Origin of the sequence: Tsukamurella ocularis, assembly GCF_024807615.1 — a bacterium.
GTDB lineage: Bacteria > Actinomycetota > Actinomycetes > Mycobacteriales > Mycobacteriaceae > Tsukamurella > Tsukamurella ocularis.
In genome coordinates, this window is the sequence record NZ_JANUCJ010000002.1 from 357,130 (window position 1) to 378,912 (window position 21,783).

At 72.1% G+C, this 21,783-nt stretch carries 23 protein-coding genes; 11 read left to right on the forward strand and 12 right to left on the reverse strand.

Going from position 1 to position 21,783, the window contains the following annotated elements; all coding sequences use genetic code 11:
* Positions 1-9: 9 nt before the first annotated feature.
* Positions 10-675: a cysteine hydrolase family protein gene (locus tag HNP44_RS07765; protein ID WP_259143291.1), complete on the reverse strand. Its 666-nt coding sequence runs from the start codon at positions 673-675 to the stop codon at positions 10-12.
* A 64-nt stretch (positions 676-739) separates the two neighbouring features.
* On the opposite strand from HNP44_RS07765, the gene HNP44_RS07770 reads away from it, so the two are divergent.
* From HNP44_RS07770 to HNP44_RS07780, 3 genes are read left to right on the forward strand one after another with little or no spacing between them, the layout of a single operon-like run.
* Positions 740-1,453, forward strand: a complete 714-nt coding sequence (locus HNP44_RS07770) for a lysophospholipid acyltransferase family protein (RefSeq protein WP_259143289.1) — start codon at positions 740-742, stop codon at positions 1,451-1,453.
* Positions 1,425-1,880 (forward strand): helix-turn-helix transcriptional regulator, encoded by a 456-nt coding sequence (locus tag HNP44_RS07775; protein ID WP_259143283.1) that lies wholly within the window; start codon positions 1,425-1,427, stop codon positions 1,878-1,880. Before HNP44_RS07770 ends, HNP44_RS07775 begins: the two co-directional genes overlap by 29 nt.
* 10 nt (positions 1,881-1,890) lie before the next feature.
* Positions 1,891-2,298 (forward strand): VOC family protein, encoded by a 408-nt coding sequence (locus HNP44_RS07780; protein ID WP_259143281.1) that lies wholly within the window; start codon positions 1,891-1,893, stop codon positions 2,296-2,298.
* Between the two features lies 1 nt (position 2,299).
* Here the strand turns inward: HNP44_RS07780 and HNP44_RS07785 are convergent, their stop codons facing one another.
* The 3 genes from HNP44_RS07785 to HNP44_RS07795 all read right to left on the reverse strand — a co-directional run bounded on the left by HNP44_RS07785 (position 2,300) and on the right by HNP44_RS07795 (position 5,257).
* Positions 2,300-3,355 carry an NAD(P)-dependent alcohol dehydrogenase gene (locus HNP44_RS07785; protein WP_259143279.1) on the reverse strand — a complete coding sequence of 352 codons (1,056 nt, stop codon included), beginning with the start codon at positions 3,353-3,355 and terminating at the stop codon, positions 2,300-2,302.
* Positions 3,356-3,434: 79 nt separating this feature from the next.
* A complete protein-coding gene (locus tag HNP44_RS07790) occupies positions 3,435-4,571 on the reverse strand; it encodes a sensor histidine kinase (RefSeq protein ID WP_259143788.1) in 1,137 nt (378 codons plus the stop codon).
* Positions 4,571-5,257, reverse strand: coding sequence for a response regulator transcription factor (locus HNP44_RS07795; RefSeq protein WP_259143278.1), 687 nt, complete (start codon positions 5,255-5,257; stop codon positions 4,571-4,573). The genes HNP44_RS07790 and HNP44_RS07795 overlap by 1 nt, the downstream gene beginning before the upstream one ends.
* A 164-nt stretch (positions 5,258-5,421) precedes the next feature.
* On the opposite strand from HNP44_RS07795, the gene HNP44_RS07800 reads away from it, so the two are divergent.
* Both HNP44_RS07800 and HNP44_RS07805 read left to right on the forward strand, forming a co-directional pair.
* Complete coding sequence (locus HNP44_RS07800; RefSeq protein WP_259143276.1) at positions 5,422-5,883, forward strand: DM13 domain-containing protein; 462 nt, start codon at positions 5,422-5,424, stop codon at positions 5,881-5,883.
* Positions 5,880-6,365 (forward strand): hypothetical protein, encoded by a 486-nt coding sequence (locus tag HNP44_RS07805; RefSeq protein ID WP_259143275.1) that lies wholly within the window; start codon positions 5,880-5,882, stop codon positions 6,363-6,365. The genes HNP44_RS07800 and HNP44_RS07805 overlap by 4 nt, the downstream gene beginning before the upstream one ends.
* Here the strand turns inward: HNP44_RS07805 and nadC are convergent.
* The 3 genes from nadC to nadA are packed head-to-tail and all read right to left on the reverse strand — an operon-like array spanning position 6,322 to position 9,658.
* Positions 6,322-7,185: a carboxylating nicotinate-nucleotide diphosphorylase gene (gene nadC, locus HNP44_RS07810; RefSeq protein WP_259143274.1), complete on the reverse strand. Its 864-nt coding sequence runs from the start codon at positions 7,183-7,185 to the stop codon at positions 6,322-6,324. The genes HNP44_RS07805 and nadC overlap by 44 nt on opposite strands.
* The gene (gene nadB / locus HNP44_RS07815) at positions 7,182-8,681 is read right to left on the reverse strand and encodes an L-aspartate oxidase (protein ID WP_259143272.1); all 1,500 of its coding nucleotides are present in this window, start codon (positions 8,679-8,681) and stop codon (positions 7,182-7,184) included. Before nadB ends, nadC begins: the two co-directional genes overlap by 4 nt.
* The gene (nadA, locus tag HNP44_RS07820; protein WP_374758773.1) at positions 8,678-9,658 is read right to left on the reverse strand and encodes a quinolinate synthase NadA; all 981 of its coding nucleotides are present in this window, start codon (positions 9,656-9,658) and stop codon (positions 8,678-8,680) included. Before nadA ends, nadB begins: the two co-directional genes overlap by 4 nt.
* A gap of 123 nt (positions 9,659-9,781) precedes the next feature.
* Between nadA and HNP44_RS07825 the strand changes: the two genes are divergently transcribed.
* From HNP44_RS07825 to HNP44_RS07835, 3 genes are all read left to right on the forward strand, one after another.
* On the forward strand, positions 9,782-10,483 hold the full coding sequence (locus HNP44_RS07825) for an NUDIX hydrolase (RefSeq protein WP_259143267.1): 702 nt from the start codon (positions 9,782-9,784) through the stop codon (positions 10,481-10,483).
* Between the two features lie 130 nt (positions 10,484-10,613).
* Complete coding sequence (locus tag HNP44_RS07830; RefSeq protein ID WP_259143265.1) at positions 10,614-11,747, forward strand: LLM class flavin-dependent oxidoreductase; 1,134 nt, start codon at positions 10,614-10,616, stop codon at positions 11,745-11,747.
* Between the two features lie 2 nt (positions 11,748-11,749).
* On the forward strand, positions 11,750-12,406 hold the full coding sequence (locus HNP44_RS07835) for an FMN reductase (protein ID WP_259143264.1): 657 nt from the start codon (positions 11,750-11,752) through the stop codon (positions 12,404-12,406).
* Positions 12,407-12,989: 583 nt separating this feature from the next.
* Here HNP44_RS07835 and bsaP read toward each other — a convergent pair.
* Both bsaP and bioB read right to left on the reverse strand, forming a co-directional pair.
* Entirely contained in the window at positions 12,990-13,199 is a 210-nt protein-coding gene (bsaP, locus tag HNP44_RS07840; protein WP_259143787.1) for a biotin synthase auxiliary protein BsaP, read from the reverse strand.
* A gap of 5 nt (positions 13,200-13,204) precedes the next feature.
* Positions 13,205-14,212 carry a biotin synthase BioB gene (bioB, locus tag HNP44_RS07845; RefSeq protein ID WP_259143262.1) on the reverse strand — a complete coding sequence of 336 codons (1,008 nt, stop codon included), beginning with the start codon at positions 14,210-14,212 and terminating at the stop codon, positions 13,205-13,207.
* A gap of 192 nt (positions 14,213-14,404) precedes the next feature.
* Here bioB and HNP44_RS07850 point away from each other — a divergent pair, with 192 nt between their 5' ends.
* On the forward strand, positions 14,405-15,538 hold the full coding sequence (locus HNP44_RS07850; RefSeq protein WP_259143260.1) for an acid phosphatase: 1,134 nt from the start codon (positions 14,405-14,407) through the stop codon (positions 15,536-15,538).
* Here the strand turns inward: HNP44_RS07850 and bioD are convergent.
* The 3 genes from bioD to HNP44_RS07865 are packed head-to-tail and all read right to left on the reverse strand — an operon-like array spanning position 15,516 to position 18,632.
* Positions 15,516-16,226 (reverse strand): dethiobiotin synthase, encoded by a 711-nt coding sequence (bioD, locus tag HNP44_RS07855; RefSeq protein WP_259143258.1) that lies wholly within the window; start codon positions 16,224-16,226, stop codon positions 15,516-15,518. The genes HNP44_RS07850 and bioD overlap by 23 nt on opposite strands.
* On the reverse strand, positions 16,223-17,356 hold the full coding sequence (locus HNP44_RS07860) for an 8-amino-7-oxononanoate synthase (RefSeq protein WP_259143257.1): 1,134 nt from the start codon (positions 17,354-17,356) through the stop codon (positions 16,223-16,225). Before HNP44_RS07860 ends, bioD begins: the two co-directional genes overlap by 4 nt.
* A 4-nt stretch (positions 17,357-17,360) precedes the next feature.
* Positions 17,361-18,632 (reverse strand): adenosylmethionine--8-amino-7-oxononanoate transaminase, encoded by a 1,272-nt coding sequence (locus HNP44_RS07865; RefSeq protein WP_259143255.1) that lies wholly within the window; start codon positions 18,630-18,632, stop codon positions 17,361-17,363.
* 96 nt (positions 18,633-18,728) lie between these two features.
* Here HNP44_RS07865 and treY point away from each other — a divergent pair, with 96 nt between their 5' ends.
* Together treY and HNP44_RS07875 are read left to right on the forward strand one after the other, a co-directional pair.
* On the forward strand, positions 18,729-21,065 hold the full coding sequence (gene treY / locus HNP44_RS07870; RefSeq protein ID WP_259143253.1) for a malto-oligosyltrehalose synthase: 2,337 nt from the start codon (positions 18,729-18,731) through the stop codon (positions 21,063-21,065).
* A gap of 34 nt (positions 21,066-21,099) precedes the next feature.
* Positions 21,100-21,777, forward strand: a complete 678-nt coding sequence (locus tag HNP44_RS07875) for a hypothetical protein (protein WP_224645040.1) — start codon at positions 21,100-21,102, stop codon at positions 21,775-21,777.
* Positions 21,778-21,783: the final 6 nt, after the last annotated feature.

Here is a 21,783-nt window from a genome sequence, read left to right on the forward strand (position 1 = left end):
GGCCCCATTCTATGGGTCCGGCGCCACCGGGTTTCCGGCCAGGGCATCGACCACGCTCGCGGTCGTCAGCACCTCCACGCCGATCAGGCGGAGGTCGTCAAGTCGCTGGTCCGTGGCCTGCGAGGTCGCGTCGGCGACCACCGCCGCGCGGTAGTCGCGTTCGGAGGCGTCGAACAGCGTCGCACGCGGGCAGTTGGGGAGGTTGCACCCAGCCACGATCACGGTGTCGACACCGAGGCCGCGCAGGTACCCGTCGAGCCCGGTCCGGTGGAACGCCGACCACCGCGGCTTGAACAGGACCACCTCCGCGTCGCCGACCTTCTGCACCGCCCCCGACAGCAGAAGCTCATGGTCGAGCGGGACGCCCAACAGTGCCGCGGGGACCTCGGACCCCGCGCTGCCCGGCGCCACGATCCGGCCCCCCGCCTCCACCGCGGACCGTCGTACGGGATCGACGTCGGACCCGCCCGGCACATACAGGCGGACCACGTGCACGACGGGGCGCCCCGCGGCGCGGAAGGCGGCGGCGAGCCGCGCCATAGCCGGCACCAGCTCCGCGGTGCCCGGGATCGGCGAAGGCCCCGAGACGAAATCGTTCTGGACGTCGATGAGGACCAGCGCGGACCGATCCCAGTGGGGCGCCGTGTAGTCGGCTGCCGGTGTGGAGGCCGTCACAGGTCCATCGTGCCCTACGCCTTAGCGTCCCGGCGAGACCTGACGGTCCGGTAAGTTGTCCGCCATGGCTGAGACCAACCACGGCGACCAGGGCCTCCTCTATTGGCTGATCAAGCACGTGTCGGTGGGACCGACGATCCGGCTGGTGAACCGGCCCACCGTCGAGGGCCTGGAGAACATCCCCGTCGACGGTCCGGCGCTCATCGCGGGCAACCACATGTCCATCGCGGACTGGCTGTTCGTGCCGCTGGTGGTGCCGCGCCGCATCTCCTACCTGGCCAAGAGCGACTACTTCACCGCGCCCGGCGTCTCGGGCAAGCTGCAGAAGTTCTTCTACACGCAGACCGGTCAGGTGCCCGTCGACCGCGCCGGCGGCGACGCGGCGACCGCCGCGCTGAACACCGCGAAGAAGCTCCTCGCCGAGGGCCGCCTCGTCGGCATGTACCCCGAGGGCACCCGCTCCCCCGACGGCCGGCTCTACCGCGGGCGCACAGGCCTGGTCCGGATAGCCTTCGAGGCGAATGTGCCGATCATCCCCGTCGGCGTCATCGGCACCGACAAGGTCTCGCCCCCCGGACCGTTCAGCTGGCACGCCGAGCGGGTGCAGGTGAAGTTCGCCAAGCCGATCGAGCCGATCGAGTACGACATCCCGTCGGATCCCGACGAGCGGCACAAGCTCGAGCGTTCGGTGACCGACCGGCTGATGCAAGAGATCCAGGCCCTCACCGGGCAGGAGTACGTGGATGAGTATGCCAAGAAGTGGCGCCCGGAGTCCTGACCCGGCACAGCGGGCGCGCGACCTCGCGGTCCTGCGCCGGGTCCGCGACCGCATCGACCGCGAGTTCGCGCAGCCGCTGAACGTCGAGGAACTGGCCCGCGGCGCCCACCTGTCCGCGGGCCACCTGAGCCGCGAGTTCAAACGCGTCTACGGCGAGGCGCCGTACTCCTATCTCATGACCCGCCGGATCGAGCGGGCGATGATGCTGCTGCGCCGCGGTGACGTCTCGGTGACGGACGCCTGTTTCGCGGTGGGCTGCTCGTCCCTCGGTACGTTCAGTACGCGGTTCACCGAGCTCGTGGGCGTGCCGCCGAGCGTCTACCAGCGCGACCACAGCGCCGCCGCGGAGGGCATTCCCGCGTGCCTGGCGCGGCAGGTGATGCGACCGGTCAGGAATCGAGAAGCACGGCACGAGCCTCCCCCATAACGTGGTCGGCATGAACCTCACGATCTCGCTCGCCTACCTGCCCCACACCGACGCCGAGGCGGCCCTCGGCTTCTACCGCGACCTCCTCGGATTCGAGGTGCGGAAGGACGTCGGCTACCAGGACCTGCGGTGGCTCACCGTCGGACCCGCCGGCCAGCCGCAGACGTCGATCCTGCTGCACCCGCCGGCCATGGACCCCGGCGTCACTGACGATGAGCGGCAGACGGTCCTCGACCTCATCGCCAAGGGCGCCTACACCGCGGTCACCCTCTCCACCGACGACCTGGACGGCCTGTTCGAGCGCGTCGCCGGCGCGGGGGCGGACGTGGTGCAGGAGCCGATGGACCAGGACTACGGCGTGCGGGACTGCGCCTTCCGCGACCCGGCGGGCAATCTGATCCGGATCAACCAGCTCTGACTCAGCCGGCGGCGGGAGCCTCGATCGTCGCGGTATCGATCACGAAGCGGTACCGGACGTCCGAGGCGATCACGCGCTCGTAGGCCTCGTTGATCTGGTCGGCGGAGATCAGCTCGATCTCGGAGCCGATGCCGTGCTCGGCGCAGAAGTCGAGCATCTCCTGGGTCTGGGCGATCCCGCCGATCATCGAGCCGGCGAAGGAGCGCCGGTTGCGGGTCAGGTCGAAGACGTTGACCGGGACGGGGTGCTCCGGCAGGCCCACCTCGACGAGCGTGCCGTCGACGGCCAGCATCCCGAAGTACGGGTGCATGTCGAGATTGGCGGAGACGGTGTTGATGATGACGTCGAAGCGATTGCGCAGCACCTTGAAGGTGTCGGGGTCGGAGGTCGCGTAGTAGTGCTGCGCGCCGAGGCGCAGCCCGTCCTCCATCTTCTTGAGGGACTGGCTGAGCACGGTGACCTCGGCGCCCATCGCCGCGGCGAGCTTCACGCCCATGTGGCCGAGGCCGCCGAGGCCGATGATCGCGACCTTGCTGCCGGGCCCGACGTTCCAGTGCCGCAGCGGGCTGAACAACGTGATGCCGGCGCACAGCAGCGGCGCGGCCGCGGCGTAGTCGATGCTCTCGGGTACCCGGAGCACATAGTTCTCGTCGACGACGATCCCCGTCGAATAGCCGCCCTGCGTGGGCAGCCCGTCGCGGCCCTTGGCGTTGTATGTGCCGACCATGCCGCGCTCGCAGTACTGCTCCTCGCCGCGCAGGCACGCCGCGCACTCGCGACACGAATCGACGAAGCAGCCGACGCCCACCCGGTCGCCCACCGCGAACTTCGTGACCTCGGAGCCGACGGCCGTGACCTCACCCGCGATCTCGTGGCCGGGCACCACGGGGTACCGGGCGGGCCCCCACTCGCTGCGGACGGTGTGGATGTCGCTGTGGCAGATTCCCGCGAACCGGACGGCGATCTGCACGTCGTGCGGTCCGGGATCGCGGCGCTCGATGGTCATCGGCTCGAGCGGTTCGGTTGCGGACGTTGCTCCATATGCGTTGACGATCATGGTTTCTATTGTGCGCTCTCCGAAGTATCCCGCGCCGCGTGACCCTCACAACATGGTCGATGCCGACCCCGTCCAACCGTCACTGTGCTGCGAGCGGCAGGGTCAGGTCCAGCCGGAACCCTGTGTCGGTGCTGCGCGCTACGACGGTGCCGCCGTGCGCCTCGACGATGCCGCGGACGATCGCGAGCCCCAGGCCTGCACCCGACGGCGCACCGTCGGCCTCGGCGGAGCGCGCGGCGTCGGCGCGCCAGCCCACGTCGAACATCCGGCCGAGGTCCTCGGCGGCGACGCCGGGGCCCTGGTCGATGACGCTGAGCACGAGCCGCCCTTCGAGCGGGTCGGCGCGGACGACGATCTCGCTGTTCTCGGGCGCGTGCCGAAGACTGTTGGTGAGCAGGTTCCCGATCACGCGGGTCAGCTCGCGCGGGTCTACGAGCACGAGATGCCCGCCGATGCCGCCCTGCGCGATGGTGATGCCGCGCCGCTCGGCCTCGGCCCGGCAGTCCGCGACGGCATCGCTGATCAGGTCGAGCAGGACCACCGGCTCGGGATGGATCCGCAGGGAGTCGGTCTGCAGCTTCGAGAGCTCGAAGAGGTCCGCGATCATCGCGTTGAGCGTCTCGACCTTGCCGCGGAGCGCGGCGAGGTAAGCCGCGCGATCGGGCGCGGTGCCCTCGTCGAGCGCCTCGGCGAGGGCACGCACGCCCGCGAGCGGCGTCCGCAGGTCGTGCGAGATCCATGCGAAGAACTGGCGGCGGGCGGCGTCCAGTTCGGCCACGCGGGCCCGCGACTCCTCCAGGCGCCGCGAGGTGTCGGCGAGCTCCGCGGAGATCGCGTCGAGCTCGGCGAGCCCCGTGCGGGTGGGTTCGATCACGTCACCGTCTCCCACCCGGCGGGTCGCGGTGCGCAGCGCGGCGATCGAGGACCCGATCGCGCGGCCCACGACGAAGGGCATCGCGATCACACTGAACGCCGCGGATGTCCCGATCACCCACAGCAGCACCGTGAGGTCGTGGCGCGACAGGTACATCTGCAGCGCGATCGCGAGGGTGGACGCCACCACCGAGACCAGAGCGCCCGCGATGGCGACGGCCGCCCGCAGACCGATGCCCGCGCGGCGGGTCAGCCGGAGGGCGCCGAGCGTGACGAGCGTGACGACGACTGTGACCACCAGTGCGGTCGCCGCGATCTGCGCGAGCGCGGCACCGTCGAGCATCACCGGCCCCACCCGAACCGGTAGCCGGCGCCCCACTCGGTGCGCAGGTACGCGGGATTGCGCGGATCCTCCTCGATCTTCTCGCGCAGACGGCGCACGTGCACCGTCACGGTCGACGGGTCGCCGAAGCCCCAGCGCCACACCTCGCGCAGGATCTCGTCGCGGCTGATCACGCGATCCGGGTTCCGCGCCAGGTAGAGCAGCAGCTCGTACTCCCGCGTGGTCAGCGGGATCTCCCGGCCGGAGACCCACACCCGGCGGTGCGCGGCGTCGATGCGGAACGGCCCCGCCTCGAACAGCAGGCCGGCCTCCGACGGGGCGCTGCGGCGCAGTTGGGCGTTGACACGCAACTGCAGTTCGCGGAGGGAGAAGGGCTTCGCCAGGTAGTCGTCCGCGCCGCTCTCCAGCCCGTCGATGCGGTTGTCCACGCCGTCGAGCGCGGTGAGCATGATGATCGGCACCGCGGAGACCTCACGGATCCGCCGGCACAATTCGTCGCCGCTGAGCCCCGGCAGCATGCGGTCCAGTACCAACAGGTCGGGCCGGTCGGCCTGGAAGGCCTCCCACGCCTGTGCCCCGTCGCGGTGCTGCGCGACGAGGCAACCCGCGAGCCGCAGATGGTCGGCGACGACGGTGCGGACCGCCGGGTCGTCCTCGACGACCATCACCCGTGCTCCCTCATGCATGATCCGAGCGTAGGCGCGGCGGCCGCGAGCGCGCCGTTCCTTACGGAACTGAAAGACGCCCTTACGGCGCTGACACTCTCGTTCTCCCGGCCCGCGACCGGCGATTGACTCGATGACGAGCCGGCGCCCGAGCCGTCGGCCACTGCACGAGAAGGAGTCCCATCATGCGCGCTTCCCACCTCACCGGGGCCGTCGCCGCCGTCGTCCTGGGCCTGGCCCTCACCGCGTGCGGCGGTTCGAAGGACATGTCCGCCGAGCCGGTGACGAGCACCGCGGCTCCGATGCCCATGTCGATGCCCATGTCCGCGCCGTCGACCGCGGCCACCACGGGGATGTTCGCCGGCCTGAACGGCAAGAACGTCGCCGGCACCGCGACGATCACGGGCGATGCGGTCGAGCTCGCCGACTTCTCCTCCGACGAGGGTCCCGACCTGCACGTGTACCTGACCAAGGGCACCACCGAGGCCGATGTGAAGGGCGGCGTCCGCCTGGGCGCGGTCACCTACGACAAGGCGGCACAGCGGTTCACGATCCCCGCGGGCGTCGCGTCCGCCGAGTACACCCACCTGGTCGTGCACTGCGACAAGGCGCTCGCCGTCTTCGGCGCTGCGCAGCTGGGGCGATGACCCCGTTCGCGATTCGGGCGGCGACGGTGGCCGTGGTCGCCGCCCGGATCGCCCTCGGCGCGGCATGGCTGCACGAGGGGTACGTGAAGTACCACGCGGGATTCGGCCGGAGCGACATCCTCCTGGTGGTCGGCAGCGCGACCGGCAATCCTCGGGTCCCCGGCTCGTTCGCCTGGTTCGCGACCGAGGTCATGGGCCGGTTCGCCGCGGTCTTCGGGATCCTGGTGCCGCTCACCGAAGTCGCGCTGGGTGTCGCAGCGCTGATCGGCCTCGTGCCGCGGGCGACGGCCTTCGTCGCGACGGGTCTGCTCGGCTTCTACTGGGCCGCGGACCAATTGGTCATGCAGTACCCGGTCATGGTCGTGCTCGCGGCGACGGTCCTCGCCGGCGGCGAGCTCGCGCGACGCTGGACGCCGACCGCGGCTCTCAGCAGTCGGCTCAGAGGTCGAGGCCGAGGTCGAGCGCCCGCACGGAGTGCGTGAGCGCGCCGACGGCGAGGTAGTCAACACCGGTCCGGGCGTAGTCGGCGGCGACGTCGAGGGACAGCCCGCCCGAGGACTCCAGCTTGGTGCGCGGCGCGAGCTTCTTGCGACGCTGCACCGCGGACTGCGTCATCCACAGCGGCATGTTGTCGAGCAGCACGAGATCGACGCCGAGCGCGAAGGCCTCCTCGAGCTGGTCGAGCGAGTCCACCTCCACCTCGAGCGGGACGCCGGGGGCGCGGCGCCGGACGGCCTCGATCGCGGCCGTCACGGAGCCCGCGGCGACCACGTGATTGTCCTTGATCAGCGCCTCGTCGCCGAGCCCCATCCGGTGGTTCACTCCCCCGCCGGCGCGGACGGCGTACTTCTGCAGCGCGCGCAGGCCGGGCAGCGTCTTGCGGCTGTCGCGGATCTTCGCGCCGGTGCCCTCGACCTCGGCGACCCAGGCGGCCGTCGCGGTCGCGATGCCGGAGAGGTGGGTGACGATGTTGAGCAGGGTGCGCTCGGCGGTGAGGAGCGCGAGCGTCGGTCCCTCGATGGCCATGGCGACGTCGCCGGGCGCGATGACGGTGCCGTCGGCGATCTTGGCCGGCACGCGGTAGTTTCCGGGGCCGACCACCTCGTCTAGCACCCACTCCGCGACGGGGATGCCGGCCAGCACCCCGTGCTCGCGACTGATCACCTTGGCGAGAGTGGTGGCGCCGGCGGGCACGGTGGCCTCGCTGGTCACGTCCGGGCCGTAGCGGAGGTCCTCGTCGAGCGCGGTCCGGATGAGGCGGACCACCTCGGCGCGGTCGGGCTCCAACGTCAGCTCGGTCACGGCTGTACCTCCAGTACTGCAGCACGGTGCCCGCGCGCGGGCCCGGTCACGGATTCCTGCCGGGCGAGGGCCTGCCCCGCCATGCGTCGGGCGACCGCGGTGAGCACGGCGTCCTCCCGGTCCCGGGACGATACTGCGGGGGCGTCGGCGACGAAGCCGGGATCGGCCAGCAGCGCGGTCAGGTCGGTCAGGCCGTCGACGGTGCGCCGCACGCCGCAGGATCGGGTCATGGCGTCCTGCAGGGCCTCCCGCTCCGCTCGGGAGTGCGGCGGCGCGACCTCGCGGACGGGGCCGCCCGACGGCGCGGGCGCCGACAGCGCGGCGGTCGCGACCCGCAGCCCCATCACGAGCGCCTCGAGCAGGCTGTTGGACGCCAGCCGGTTGGCGCCGTGCAGGCCGGTGCGGGCCACCTCGCCCGCGGCGTAGAGGCCGGGAACGCCCGTCGCGCCGTGGAGGTCGGTGACCACACCGCCGCACAGGTAGTGCGCACCGGGGACCACCGGGATGAGGTCGGTCTGCGGGTCGAGACCCGCGGCGCGGACGGCCTCGGTCACTGTCGGGAAACGGTGCGCCACATCGGGGATCATGGTCGCGTCTAGGTAGACGCACGGCGCGGAAGTGCGCTCCATCGCGTCGGTGACCGCGCGCGCCACCACGTCGCGGGGCGCGAGGTCGCCCATCGGGTGCACGCCGTCCATGACGGCGTCGCCGTTCGCGTCGACGAGGTGCGCCCCCTCGCCGCGGACCGCCTCGGAGATCAACGGCCGCCGGCCGCGGGCACCCGGGGTGTAGAGCATCGTCGGGTGGAACTGCACGAACTCGAGCTCGCGGACATCGGCGCCCGCCGCCGCGGCCAGGGCGATGCCGTCGCCGGTCGCTCCGAGCGGGTTGGTGGTGCTCGAGAACAGGTGTCCGGCACCGCCGGTAGCGAGCAGGACGGTGCGGCCGAAGACATCGCCCTCCGCCGTGCGTACCCCGACGATCCGGTCACCGTCGGCGAGCAGCGCGTAGGCCTGGGCAGGGCGCGCGGTGAGGGTCGGCCGGGTCTTCGCGGCTGCAGTCAGGGCGCGCTGCACTTCGGCGCCGGTCGCATCGCCGCCGGCGTGGATGATCCGCGAGACGGTGTGCCCGCCCTCGCGGGTCCGCTTGAGCCGGCCATCGGGGCGTCGGTCGAACTCGGCGCCCCAGTTGATCAGCCGGTCCACGGCGGCAGGGCCGTCGGCCAGGATCGACCGGGTCGCGACCACGTCAACGAGCGGGCCGCCGGCCCCGATCGTGTCGGCGACGTGCCGCTCGATCGAGTCCTCGGGGTCGGACGGGTCGACCACGGCGATCCCGCCCTGCGCGTAGGCCGTCGACGTCGACGGTGCGCCGCCGGTCGAGGGCTTGAACAGCACCGTGACCGTCAGACCCGCATCCGCCGCGGCGACCGCGGCGGTCAGGCCGGCGACGCCCGCGCCGACGACGAGCAGGTCGGCGACGGCGGTGGTGCTCATTCTCCGCCGCCGGGCTGCCCGATCCCGATCATGCGCGTGACGGCCTTACGACCGGCCTCGGCCATCGCGGCGTCGACGAAGACCTCGTCCTTGCCCTCGACCAGGCAGCGCAGCAGGGCCGCCGGGGTGATCATCTTCATGTACTTGCAGGAGGCACGGTCGTTGACGGCCCGGAACTCGACGCCGGGAGCAGCCATCCGCAGCTGGTGCAGCATGCCCACCTCCGTGGCCACGAGCACCTCCTTGGCGCCGGTCTCACGGGCGGCGTCGAGCATGCCGCCAGTCGAGAGGATCTTCACCCGGTAGTCCGGGACCGCACCCTCGCCCGCCAGGTACAGCGCGGAGGTGGCGCAGCCGCACTCCGGGTGCACGTACAGATCGGCGTCCGGATGCGCCTTGGCCTGCGCGGCGAGCTCGTCGCCGTTGATGCCGGCATGCACGTGGCACTCGCCCGCCCAGATGTGCATGTTCTGCCGGCCCGTGACGCGCTTGACATGCGCACCGAGGAACTGGTCGGGCAGGAACAGGATCTCGGTGTCCTCGGGGATCGACTGCACCACCTCGACGGCGTTCGACGACGTGCAGCAGATGTCGGTGAGGGCCTTCACCTCGGCGGTCGTGTTCACGTAGGAGACGACGACGGCACCGGGGTGCTCGTCCTTCCACTCCTGCAGCTCGACAGCCTTGATCGAGTCGGCCAACGAGCAGCCGGCGCGCTGATCCGGGATGAGCACCGTCTTCTCTGGGCTGAGGATCTTGGCGGTCTCGGCCATGAAGTGGACGCCGCAGAAGACGATTGTCGACGTGGAGACGTCGGCAGCGATCCGGGACAGGGCGAGCGAGTCGCCGACGAAGTCCGCGACGTCCTGGATCGCGGGAAGCTCGTAGTTGTGGGCGAGGATCGTGGCGTCGCGGAGCTTCGCGAGACGCTTGACCTCGGCGGCCCATTCCCGATCGCCGTCGACGCCCGTGTACATGGCACCGCCCTCGACGATCCGCTCGAAGAGCGGCGAGCTGAATTCCGTGGTGGTGGCGGACGTGGCTGTGGTCATCTCGCCTCCCTTTCTCGATCCGATGATTTATCGACCTATGATCGATATATGGCCGATGCTAGCACCGCTCCCGCGCACCACGTCGCACACGAAGTCCTTTCCGTCGTGTTTCGTGTGAGCGAGGGCACCGTCGAGGTCCTGCTGTGGCAGCGCGCCCTGGCCCCCGACCAGGGCGCATGGTCGCTGCCGGGCGGTCTCCTCGACGCCCGCGAGGACCTCCCGACCAGCGCGCGCCGGCTACTCGCGGAGAAGGTCGACCTCACCGAGGTCGCACACCTCGAGCAATTCGCCGAGTTCTCCGACCCGCACCGCGTGCCGGCGAGCGCGCATGCCGATCGCACGCTGGCCTCCGCCTTCCTCGGCCTCGTCCGCTCGGGCACCGACCCGCGCCTGCCCGATGACACGACGTGGCACCCCGTCGAGGCGCTCCCGACGATGGCCTTCGACCACGCCGCGATGGTGCATCGCGCCCGCGCCCGGCTCGCGGCGCGGCTCTCCTACTCGAACATCGGCTTCGCGCTCGCGCCGCGAGCCTTCCCCGTCTCCCAGCTGCGCGACATCTATGTCGCCGTACTGGGCTACCCCGTCGACGCGACCAACCTGCTGCGGATCCTGTCCCGACGGTCGGTGATCACGGCCACCGGCGAGACCGGACAGGCCACCCGCGGCCGTCCGCCGGCGCTCTACCGCTTCACTGACTCGTACCTGCGGATCACCGACGAGTTCGCGACCCTCCGCCCACCGGGCTGAGCAGGTCGCCGTCGCCGGAGGTGCGCGATCGACCCCTGGCCCCACGACCTGACCCCGCGGAACATAATCGGACCACAGTCCGTTACAGTTCTCGAAGGGCCCGACCAGGGCCCGATCGGGAAGGATGGACATGCAGTTCGGAATCTTCAGCGTCGGCGACGTGACCACGGATCCGACCACCGGCACCACCGTCAGCGAGCACGAGCGCATCGAGGCGATGACGAAGATCGCGCTCAAGGCCGAGGAGGTCGGCCTCGACGTCTTCGCGACGGGCGAGCACCACAACCCGCCGTTCGTCCCCAGTTCCCCCACCACGCTTCTGGGCTGGATCGCGGCCAAGACGCAGCACCTCACGCTCAGCACCGCGACGACGCTCATCACCACGAACGACCCGGTGAAGCTCGCGGAGGACTACGCGATGCTCCAGCACCTCGCCGAGGGCCGCGTCGACCTCACCCTGGGCCGCGGCAACACCGGTCCGGTGTACCCGTGGTTCGGCAAGGACATCCGCCAGGGCATCCCGCTGGCCATCGAGAACTACCACCTGCTGCGCCGCCTGTGGCGCGAGTCCGTCGTGGACTGGGAGGGCGAGTTCCGCACGCCCCTGCAGGGCTACACCTCGACGCCGGCTCCGCTGGACGGCACGCCGCCCTTCGTGTGGCACGGCTCGATCCGCTCGCCCGAGATCGCCGAACAGGCCGCGTTCTACGGCGACGGCTTCCTCCACAACAACATCTTCTGGAACAAGGAGCACACCGAGCAGATGGTGCGCCTGTACCGGCAGCGCTACGAGCACTACGGCCACGGCTCCGCCGACCAGGCGATCGTCGGCCTCGGCGGCCAGGTCTTCATGGCCGGGACCGAGGCCGAGGCGAAGCGCCGCTTCCGGCCCTACTTCGACAACGCCCCCGTGTACGGCCACGGCCCGTCGCTGGAGGACTTCGAGCAGATGACCCCGCTCACCGTCGGCACGCCCGAGCAGGTGATCGAGAAGACGCTCGGCTTCGCGGACTTCGCCGGCGACTACCAGCGCCAGCTGTTCCTGATCGATCACGCGGGCCTTCCGCTGGAGCAGGTCCTGGAGCAGGTCGAGATCCTCGGCACGCAGGTCGTCCCCGTGCTCCGCAAGGAGTTCGAACTGCGCCGGCCGGCGCACGTCCCGTCGGACCCGCCGACCCACGCCTCGCTCGTCGCCGCCGGTCCCGAGTCGCCGCACCGCCTCGTGGTGCCGGCCCAGGACCTCGTCGCCGCGAAGGAGGCCTGACGATGCCCCGCTCCCTCGTCGTCGTCGCGGCCGGCGTGTCCGAGCCGTCGTCGACCCGCCTGCTGGCGGATCAGCTCGCCGACGCCACCCGGGCCGCGGTGTCGGCCCGCGGCGAGGCCATCAACGTGACCGTGATCGAGGTGCGCGAGCTCGCCCGCGACCTCGCGACGGTCATGACCACCGGCGTCCCGACGCCCGCCCTCAGCGCGGCGAAGGACGCGATCGCGGCCGCGGACGGCCTGATCGCGGTCTCGCCGGTGTTCACCGCGAGCTACAGCGGACTGTTCAAGATGTTCTTCGACGCCCTCGACCCCGACGCCCTGACCGGCGTCCCGGTGCTCGTCGCAGCCACCGCCGGCACGTCCCGGCACTCGCTGGTCCTCGATCACGCGCTGCGGCCGCTGTTCAGCTACCTGCGCGCGCAGATCCTCCCGACCGGCGTCTTCGCCGCGACCGAGGACTTCGGCTCCGCCGAGCTCGCGACCCGGATCTCACGGGCCGGGGCGGAACTCGCCGGCGCGCTCGTCCAGGCCGACGGTGCCGTGGCCGGCTTCGGCGGACCGTCGGGCCTCGGCGCCCCCCGGCGCTCCGGCAAGACCCTCGACCTGGGCCCCGTCGCCGACTTCGCGGACCTGCTCCGCGGGCACACCGGCGACTGACTCCACCGGGAGCCGGCCGACCAGGGCGGACACGGTGCACCACAGCGCGGCGCACGCGGGCCACACGAGAAGCAGGACCCACGAGGCGAGGTCGCCGAGCCGTCCGCCCGAGTGATCGGCGAGCGCGAAGACGTTCGCACCGTCGAGCCGGATCGAGGGCGCGGCGGTGAAGTCCAGGCCCGGCTCCCCCGGCCCGGCGAACCGCGCGTCGACGACGGCCTGACCGAGCGGCGTCGCGACCAGCACCGCGAACGCCGCAGCGATCAGCGCGACCGCGACGCCGCGGGGAGTGCGCCGGCGCCCGACGAACACCAGCGCCCCGGTGAGCAGCCCGCCGACCGCCGACACCGCGACGAACAAGACCGTCGCATGGAAGATGTTGTCGAGCTGGCCCTCGCGCCAGATGACGCCGGACCGGGTGAGCACGCCGCGGATGCCCGGCACGGTGAGGCCCCACACCAACCCGGCGGCGGCCCCGAGCACGGCGGCGATCACGCCCGGCACCACGACGTCCGACGCGATCCGGGGCGGGGCTGCAGTAGTCATCGGCACGCAGCCTAGCGAGACGAGCTGTGAGCGCGCGTCAGCGTTCGGCGCTCGACGAATCGAACTCGCCGTGTCGGGAGCAGCGCGCGGTCCAGCCGTGCGGGCTGACCTGGACGATCATCCGGCGCGCGCAGTACGCGCAGTAGCGCGGCGGCTCGAGCCCGAGGAGCGCCGCCGCGAAGACGGGCGCCCCCTCGGCGAGCGGCTTACCGGTGTACACGTCGTACACCGGCTCCTTGTCGGCCATCACGGTCACAGGGTGTCGTTCAGGGCCTTGATCGGCATCTTGAGCTCGCCGAGCAGGTCGAGGTCCGTCTCGGCCGGGCGGCCGAGCGTGGTGAGGTAGTTGCCCACGATCACGGCGTTGATGCCACCGAGGATGCCCTTCTCGGCACCGAGGTCGCCGAGCGTGATCTCGCGGCCGCCGGCGAAGCGGAGGATGGTGCGCGGCAGCGCCAGGCGGAATGCGGCGATGGCCCGCAGCGCCTCGTTCGGCTCCAGGACGTCGAGGTCGCCGAAGGGCGTGCCCGGGCGCGGGTTGAGGAAGTTGAGCGGCACCTCGTCGGGCTCGAGTTCGGCGAGGTTCGCGGCGAACTCGGCGCGCTGCTCCAGCGTCTCGCCCATGCCCAGGATGCCGCCGCAGCAGACCTCCATGCCGGCCTCGCGGACCATCTGGAGCGTGCCCCAGCGCTCCTCCCAGGAGTGCGTGGTCACAACGTTCGGGAAGTGCGACTTCGAGGTCTCGAGGTTGTGGTTGTAGCGGTGCACGCCCATCGCCTTGAGCTCGCCGACCTGCTCCTGCGTGAGCATGCCGAGGCTGCACGCGATCTGGATGTCGACCTCGTTGCGGATCGCGGCGATGCCGGCGGCGACCTGGCTCATCAGGCGCTTGTCCGGGCCGCGGACGGCCGCGACGATGCAGAACTCCGTCGCGCCGGTCTTGGCGGTCTGCTTCGCGGCCTCGACCAGCGACGGGATGTCGATCCACGCCGAGCGCACCGGCGACTCGAACAGGCCCGACTGGCTGCAGAAGTGGCAGTCCTCCGGGCAGCCGCCGGTCTTGAGGCTGATGATGCCCTCGACCTCGACCTCGGGGCCGCACCACTTCATGCGCACCTCATGCGCGAGCTGCAGCACGTCGTCGAGCTTCTCGTCGGGCAGCTGCAGCACGGCCAGCACCTGCTCCTGGCTGAGCCCTTCGCCGCGCTCGAGCACCTGCTCGCGCGCGACCTCGATGATGTCGGCCAGGACCCCGGTCATGTGATCTCCCTCGTCGGCTGTGGTCGGTCGGCTGCGGTCTGCGACACCTACGGTGCCGCGGCTACCGAGCACTGTACAGCGTTCAATTCATGAACGGTGTTCAAAGGTCCGCGGGGCGAAGCGGGAAACGTTCACCGACTCGACCGGAATCATTTCCTTCCCTTTTCTAGATATCGACGGGACAGTGTCTCCATGAAGCTGCGCTCGAAGAAGATCCTGGTCGCGACGGTCGCCGCGACCTCCCTGATCACCCCGCTCGGATGGGCGGCCGGCCCGGCCGTGGCCACGCCGACCGCGGGTTGCGACCTCACACCGAAGGCGGCTCCGACGGCGGGTCCCTCGATCGCCGCTGCGAGCACCACGCAGGCCGCGCCGAACTCGTACATCGATCAGCTGGCCGCGTTCTCGAGCCTGCCGAAGAGCGTCCTCACGGCGAACCTCAATACGGCCGTAGCGACGAACCGGGCCGCCACCGCCGCGGAGCAGCGCTACGCGGTGAGCGACAACTACGACATCCTCGACGATTCGATCTTCAACGCCCTCGGCAGCCGCCTGGCCCAGGCGTTCCGTGCCGCCGAGAAGGCGGGCGAGCTCCCGAACACCACCGCGCTCCTCGTCGGCAAGAAGGCGCTGATCAACTCCTACGTCGACACCTCCGCCGCGAAGAAGCATTTCCAGTACCAACGGCCCTTCGAGGTCGCCCCGGAGCGGATCACGAAGTACGGCGACGGCCGCGCCGACCTGTACGAATCGGTGCGGGGATCCGGCTCGTACCCGTCCGGGCACACCGCGTGGGGCTACGCCGAGGCACTAGTCATCGCCACCCTGCTCCCCGAGCTCGGCCCGCAGCTGCTGGCGCGCGGCGCCGACTACGGCCGGCACCGCGTGGTGCTCGGCGTGCACTACCCGCTCGACGTGATCGGCGGCCGGATCCTGGCGCAGGCCGCGGTGGCGGACGCGCTGGTGGACCCGCGATTCGCGGGGGTCGTCGCCGCCGCGCGTTCCGAGCTGCGGGCCGCGTTGAGCGCGCGGGCCGGGGGCTCGATCGCGCAGGTCGTCGCCTGCCAGCAGAACTACGTCGAGACCGGGGCCGCGGCCGCCGCGTACCGTCGCGACCTGACCTGGGGCCTGCCGCGCGTCGGGGGCGACGCGCCGGCCCAGGTCCCCGCGGGGGCGGTCACGTTGCTCCGCGCCGCGCACCCCGGCCTGACGGATGCCCAGCTGCGCGAGCGGATCGCCCGCACCGCGGGGCCCGCCGGCTATCCGCTCGACGTGCAGGGCGGATGGCAGCGGATCGACCTGCTCAGTGCCTGGATCGCGCGCTGAGCCAGGCCGCGTCGAACCACGACGGCGCCGCTGCGGTGAACCGCTCCGGCGGGAGCGCGGCGGCACCGTCGGGGATCCGCCCGACGATCGGCACGCCCGTGAGCTCCGGGAGGTCGGTGAGGTTGCAGCGCTCGGCGAGCCCCGGCTCGTCGGGCCAGCGGGAGAGCACGATTCCGGCACACGCGACGCCGCCCGCCTCCAGGGCGCGGACGGTCAGCTCGGTGTGATTGAGGGTGCCGAGCGCGGGGTCGGCGACCACGACGACCGGCGCCGCGAGGTCGGAGGCGAGGTCGACGAGGGTGAACGGCGTTCGCGAGTCGTCCTCCCCGAGGCGCACGAGGACGCCGCCCGCGCCCTCGATCAGGACCGCCCCCTCGGCCTTCCGGACGACGGCCGCCGCCTCGTCGCGCCCGAGTGGAGGCAGCCCCGCCCGACGGGCGGCGGTCAGCGGCGCGAGGGGCTCGGGGTACCGCAGGTGCTCGACGGTGACCGCGCCCGGCGCGAGGCGCGCGACCTCGGCGGCGTCGGAGAGTTGGCCGTCCTCGTCGCGCTCGGCCCCGTCTGCGAAGCCGGTCTGAGCGGGCTTGACGACGGTGACCGGCCCGCCCAGCAGGAGCGCGGCGGCCAGCGCCGCCGTCGCGACGGTCTTGCCGACGCCGGTCGACGTGCCGGTGACGCAGAGGATCATGCGACGGCCCGACGGATCGCGGCGACGGCGGTCGCCACCTCGGCGTCCGTGAGATCGGCACGCACGGTGATCCGCAGGCGGGAGGTGCCCTCGGGGACTGACGGCGGCCGGAAACAGCCGACGTGCACCCCCTGCGCCGCGCAGGCGTCCCGAGCGGCGACGGCGCGCTCGGGCTCACCGAGGACGAGCGAGACCACCGCCGAGGTGGGCTCGGGCGCGCCGATACCGACTGCCACGGCGCGGGCGCGGTCCAGGACCCGGCCGGCCCGCGCGGGCTCGGCGCGCAACTCCGCGAGGGCGGCGCCCGCTGCGGCGACGGCCGCCGGGGCGAGGCCGGTATCGAAGATGAAGGGCCGCGCGGCGTCGATCAGGTGTGCCCGCACCCGCTCGGGGCCGACGACCACGCCGCCCTGGGAGCCGAGGGCCTTGGACATGGTCGCGGTGATGACCAGGTCGGGCGCGCCGGCGAGGCCGAGCTCGTGGACCAGGCCGCGGCCGCCGTCGCCGCGGACGCCCAGGCCGTGGGCCTCGTCGACGACGAGGACCGCGCCGTGCGCGCGGGTCGCGGCGTGCAGCTCAGCGACGGGCGCCAGCATTCCGTCGGCGCTGTAGACCGAGTCGGTGAGGACGATCGCCCGCTCCTCGCCGCGACCCGCGAGGGCTTCTCGAACGGCGTTCACGTCGCCCCGCGGAGTGACGACGACGCGCGCGCGGGAGAGCCGACAGGCGTCGACGAGGGAGGCGTGCGAGCCGCCGTCGGAGACGACGAGGGCACCCCGTCCGGCGAGGGCGGTGACGACGCCGAGGTTGGCGAGGTAGCCGGAGGAGAAGCAGAGCGCCGCCTCCGCGCCGAGGAAGTCCGCCAGGTTGCGCTCGAACTGCTCGTGCAGCTCCGTCGTGCCGGTGACCAGCCGCGATCCGGTGGCGCCGGCGCCCCAGACGCGGAGCGCATCGGCGGCGGCGGCGAGCACGCGGGGGTGGCGACTGAGCCCGAGGTAGTCGTTGGACGCCAGATCGAGGCCGGGCTCGCCGGGTCGTCGGGCCCGTAGCGACCGCCGGAGGCCCGCCTCCGCGCGGTCGGCGGCGTAGCCGTCGAGCCACCCGAGAGCGTCTACTTGAACACCGTTCATGTCCTCACTGTAGCGCCGCGCGCACGGCGGCCGAGACTCCTCCGCAGATCGCCGCGACGTCGGCGGGCGAACTGATGAACGGCGGCATCGTGTAGACGAGGTCCCGGAAGGGGCGCAGCCACACGCCCGCGGCGACGGTCGCGGCGGTCGCGGCGGCCATGTCGACGGGCCGATCCAGCTGCACGACGCCGATCGCGCCGAGCACCCGGACGTCCACGACGCCGGGCAGCTCGCGCAGCGGCGCGAGTCCCTCCCGCAGCCCCTGTTCGATCTCGGCGACGCGAGCCGCCCAGTCCTGAGCGAGCAGCAGTTCGGTGCTGGCGACGGCGATGGCGCAGGCCAGCGGATTCCCCATGAAGGTGGGGCCGTGCATGAGCGCGCCCTGGTCCGAGTTCGAGATGGTGAGCGCCACTTCGTCGGTGCAGAGCATCGCGGCGAGGGTGAGGTAGCCGCCGGTCAGGGCCTTGCCGACGCAGAGGATGTCGGGGGTGATCCCGGCGGCGTCGCAGGCGAAGAGGGTGCCGGTGCGGCCGAAGCCGGTGGCGATCTCGTCGCAGATGAGCAGGACGTCGTGCCGCCGGGTGATCTCGCGCAGCGCGGCCACGTAGGCGGGCGGGTGGAAGCGCATGCCGCCGGCGCCCTGCACGACGGGCTCGATGATGACGGCGGCCAGCTCGTGGGCGTGCTCGGCCACCAGCCGATCCAGCTCGGCGACGTAGGCCTCGTCGTACTCGGCGGGCGGCGCGGGAGCGAAGACCTGTGTGGCGAGGACGTCGCTCCACAGCGAGTGCATGCCGCCGTCGGGGTCGCAGACGCTCATCGGGGTGAAGGTGTCGCCGTGGTAGCCGCCGCGCCAGGTGAGCAGGCGGTTCCGGCCGTGGACTCCGCGGGCGCGCCAGTACTGGAGCGCCGTCTTCACCGCGACCTCGATGGAGACGGAGCCGCTGTCGGCGAGGAAGACGCGATCGAGGCCGTCGGGCGTGATCCGCACCAGCAGCTCGCCGAGGCGGGCGGCGTTCTCGTGGGTGAGGCCGCCGAACATGACGTGCGACATCGTGTCGATCTGCGCCTTCGCCGCCGCGTCGAGGACGGGGTTGCGGTAGCCGTGGATCGCGGCCCACCAGGAGCTCATCCCGTCGACGACCCGTGTCCCGTCGCCGAGGGTGAGGTGCACGCCCTCCGCGGAGGCGACCACACGCGCCCCCGCGCCGCCGACGGCGCTGTAGGGGTGCCACAGCGTCCGGGTGTCCAGGGCGAGGATCTCGTCGGGCGTCATGTCGGGCCACGTTAGCGGTGGCCCGCGCGGTGTCGTCATCCGCCGGGCGGGTGTTGCGGCCCGGCAGCGGCTGCGGCGGATGGCATGATCGGCGACATGGCATCCGGCGACCCGCGCCCCGTCGGCGCGACCTACCGCCTCCAGCTGGGCCCGTCGTTCACCTTCGACGACGCCGCCCGTCGGGTGCCGTACCTGGCCGATCTCGGCGTGACGCACCTGTACCTCTCCCCCGTGCTCGAGGCCGTCCGCGGCTCCACGCACGGCTACGACGTCACCGATCCGACGACGGTGCGCGCTGAGCTGGGCGGCCGCAAGGGCCTCGAGCGGCTCGCCGACTCCGCCCACGTCGACGGCCTCGGGCTGGTGATCGACATCGTCCCCAACCACCTCGGCGTCGGACGTCCGGAGCAGAACCCGTGGTGGTGGGACGTGCTGAAGAACGGCCGGAAGTCGCCTTTCGCGCACTACTTCGACATCGACTGGGACCCGCGCAACGGTGCCGGCGGCAAGCTCGCCCTCCCCGTCCTCGGCTCCGAGGCCGACGCCGCGGCGCTCACCGTCGACCGGTCGGGCGCCGAGCCGGTGCTGCGCTATCACGATCGGGTCTTCCCGATCGGCCGCGAGGTCGGCGGCGGCGACGCCGAGCGCGTCCACTACGCGCAGCCCTATCGGCTGGTCCCGTGGGACGCCCCGATTCGCTCCTACCGTCGCTTCTTCACGGTCGACGACCTGGCCGCGGTCCGCGTCGAGGACCCCGCGGTCTTCGCCGCGACGCACGCCGAGATCGGCTCCTGGTTCGCGGACGGCATCGCCGACGGCCTGCGCGTCGACCACCCCGACGGGCTGGCCGATCCGGTCCGCTACCTGCGGAGGCTGCGCGAGCTCGCCGGCCCCGGCGCGTGGATCGTGATCGAGAAGATCCTGGAGTCGGACGAACCCCTGGACCCGATCCTCCCGGTCGCGGGGACCACGGGCTACGACGCGCTCCGCGAGCTGGGTCATGCGCTGCTCGACCCCGCCGGGGAACCGGGACTGAGCGCGCTGCACGAACGCTGGACCGGGAACGACGGTGCCGTCCGCCGGAACTCCGGGGCGACGCTGCGCCTGCGGGACGAGCTGGCGGCCCAGGACCTGCGGCCGGAGTTCCTGCGGCTGGCGCGCGCGATTCGCGTCGAGATCGGGACGGCCGTCCCGATCGATGACCTCGCCGACGCCGCCCTGTTCTGGATGAACGAGATCCCCTACTACCGCGACGACTACCCGGTGCTCAGCGCGCAGGCGGAGGCCGTCCGACGGCGCCTCATCGACGCCGCGGGGCCCGACACCTCGGCCGAGCATCGGGCGATCGAGGCGGTGGCCGCGGCGATCGACCGCGGCGCGGAGAGTGCGGTCCGTTTCGCCCAGCTCACCGGCGCGCTGACAGCGAAATCGCTCGAGGACACGGCGTTCTACCGCTCCGCGCGCCTGATCTCCCTCCAGGAGGTGGGCGGCGCACCGTCGGACCTCGGGCGGAGCGATCCCCACCCCGCGTTCGCCCGCCGTGCCTCCGACTGGCCCGCGGCGATGACGACGCTCTCGACCCACGACACCAAACGCGGTGAGGACGTGCGCGCCCGGATCGGCGGGCTGAGCCAGTGCCCGGACGACTGGGCGGCGTTCGTCGACCGGTCGATGCCCCTGCTTCCCTCACCGCCCGATCCGATGACGGGCCTGTTCCTGCTGCAGACCGCGTTCGGGGTCTGGCCGGAGGACGGCGCGATCACCGACGAGCTGCGGGCGCGCCTGCACGCGTACGCCGAGAAGGCGATGCGGGAGGGGCGGATCGGCACGTCGTGGACCGCGCCCGACGGCGCCTTCGAAACGGCCGGGCACGCCTTCCTCGACGCGCTGTTCGACGGTGCCGTCGCCGCGGCGATGACGGACCTCGTCGGCGCGCTCGCGCCGCACGGCCGATCGGACGCGCTTACCCAGAAGCTGCTGCAGCTCGCCGGCCCGGGTGTACCGGACGTCTACCAGGGCACGGAGCGGTGGGAGGACTCGCTCGTCGACCCGGACAACCGGCGCCCCGTCGACTGGGACGCCGCCGACGACGCCCACCCCAAGCAGCGGCTCGTCCGCACCGCACTGCGGCTGCGGCGCGAGCGGCCGAGCAGCTTCGTCGGGGGCTCCTACTCCCCCGTCCTCGCCGCCGGGCCGGCCGCGGATCACCTGCTCGGCTTCCGTCGTGGCCCGTACGGCGGCGGGCCCGACGTCGCCGCGCTCGCGACGCGGCGCTCGCTGGGCCTGGAGCGCTCCGGCGGCTGGCACGACACGCGGGTGGACCTCGGCGCGTCGGCGTGGACAGACAGGTTGACGGGGCAGATCGTCACAGGTCAGGTGCCGCTCGCCGAGCTCTTCCTCGAACACCCTGTCGCCCTCCTGGTGCGCGAGTAGAAAACTTGTCAGTGGGTCCGCGCACACTCGGGCCATGAACAGCGAAACCCCGCGGCCGGTCTCCACGGCACTCGCCCAGTCCGCCACCGCGCGCGCCGGTGTCAGCGGAAACCGCATCCGCGCCTCCTCGCTGGCGCGCGTCGCGGAATCGCTGCGCGAGCACGGCCTCTCCGCCGATCTGCTGCCCACCGGGCGCCTGGTGACGGTCGCCGGCACGTCGCGCCTCACCGCGCAGATGGTGCCCGGCGGCGCCATCGAGGTGCGGGCCCAACGGGAGGGCCGCAACTCCATCCTGGGCCTGCTCCAGGACGCGGAGGAGGTCGCACACCTGCTGATCCGCTGCGCCGGCATGGCCTCGGCCTGGGAACTCACCGCCGACATCCACGATCGACTGATCCTCGCCGGTGACCGCACGGTGCTCAGCGAGGTGCCGATGAGCGACACGCTCTACGTCCGCCTCGGCGAGCGCACGTTCGCTGAGATCTTCGCGGAGGACGCGAGCGCCTGCCTCGGCGCACCGGCGCTGGTCACCCTCACGACGCACGTCTGCACGCACTCGCTGGACGAGGTGTGGCGATTCCGCTCGCTCGACCAGCACGACTACCGCGCCATCGGCTGCATCACGGGCGGCCGGCACGAGACCGCGGAGTCGGCGCTCGCGGCGCTGGAACTGCACCGCGCCCGCACCACGGAGTGGGAGGGCCTGCACTGACGCTAT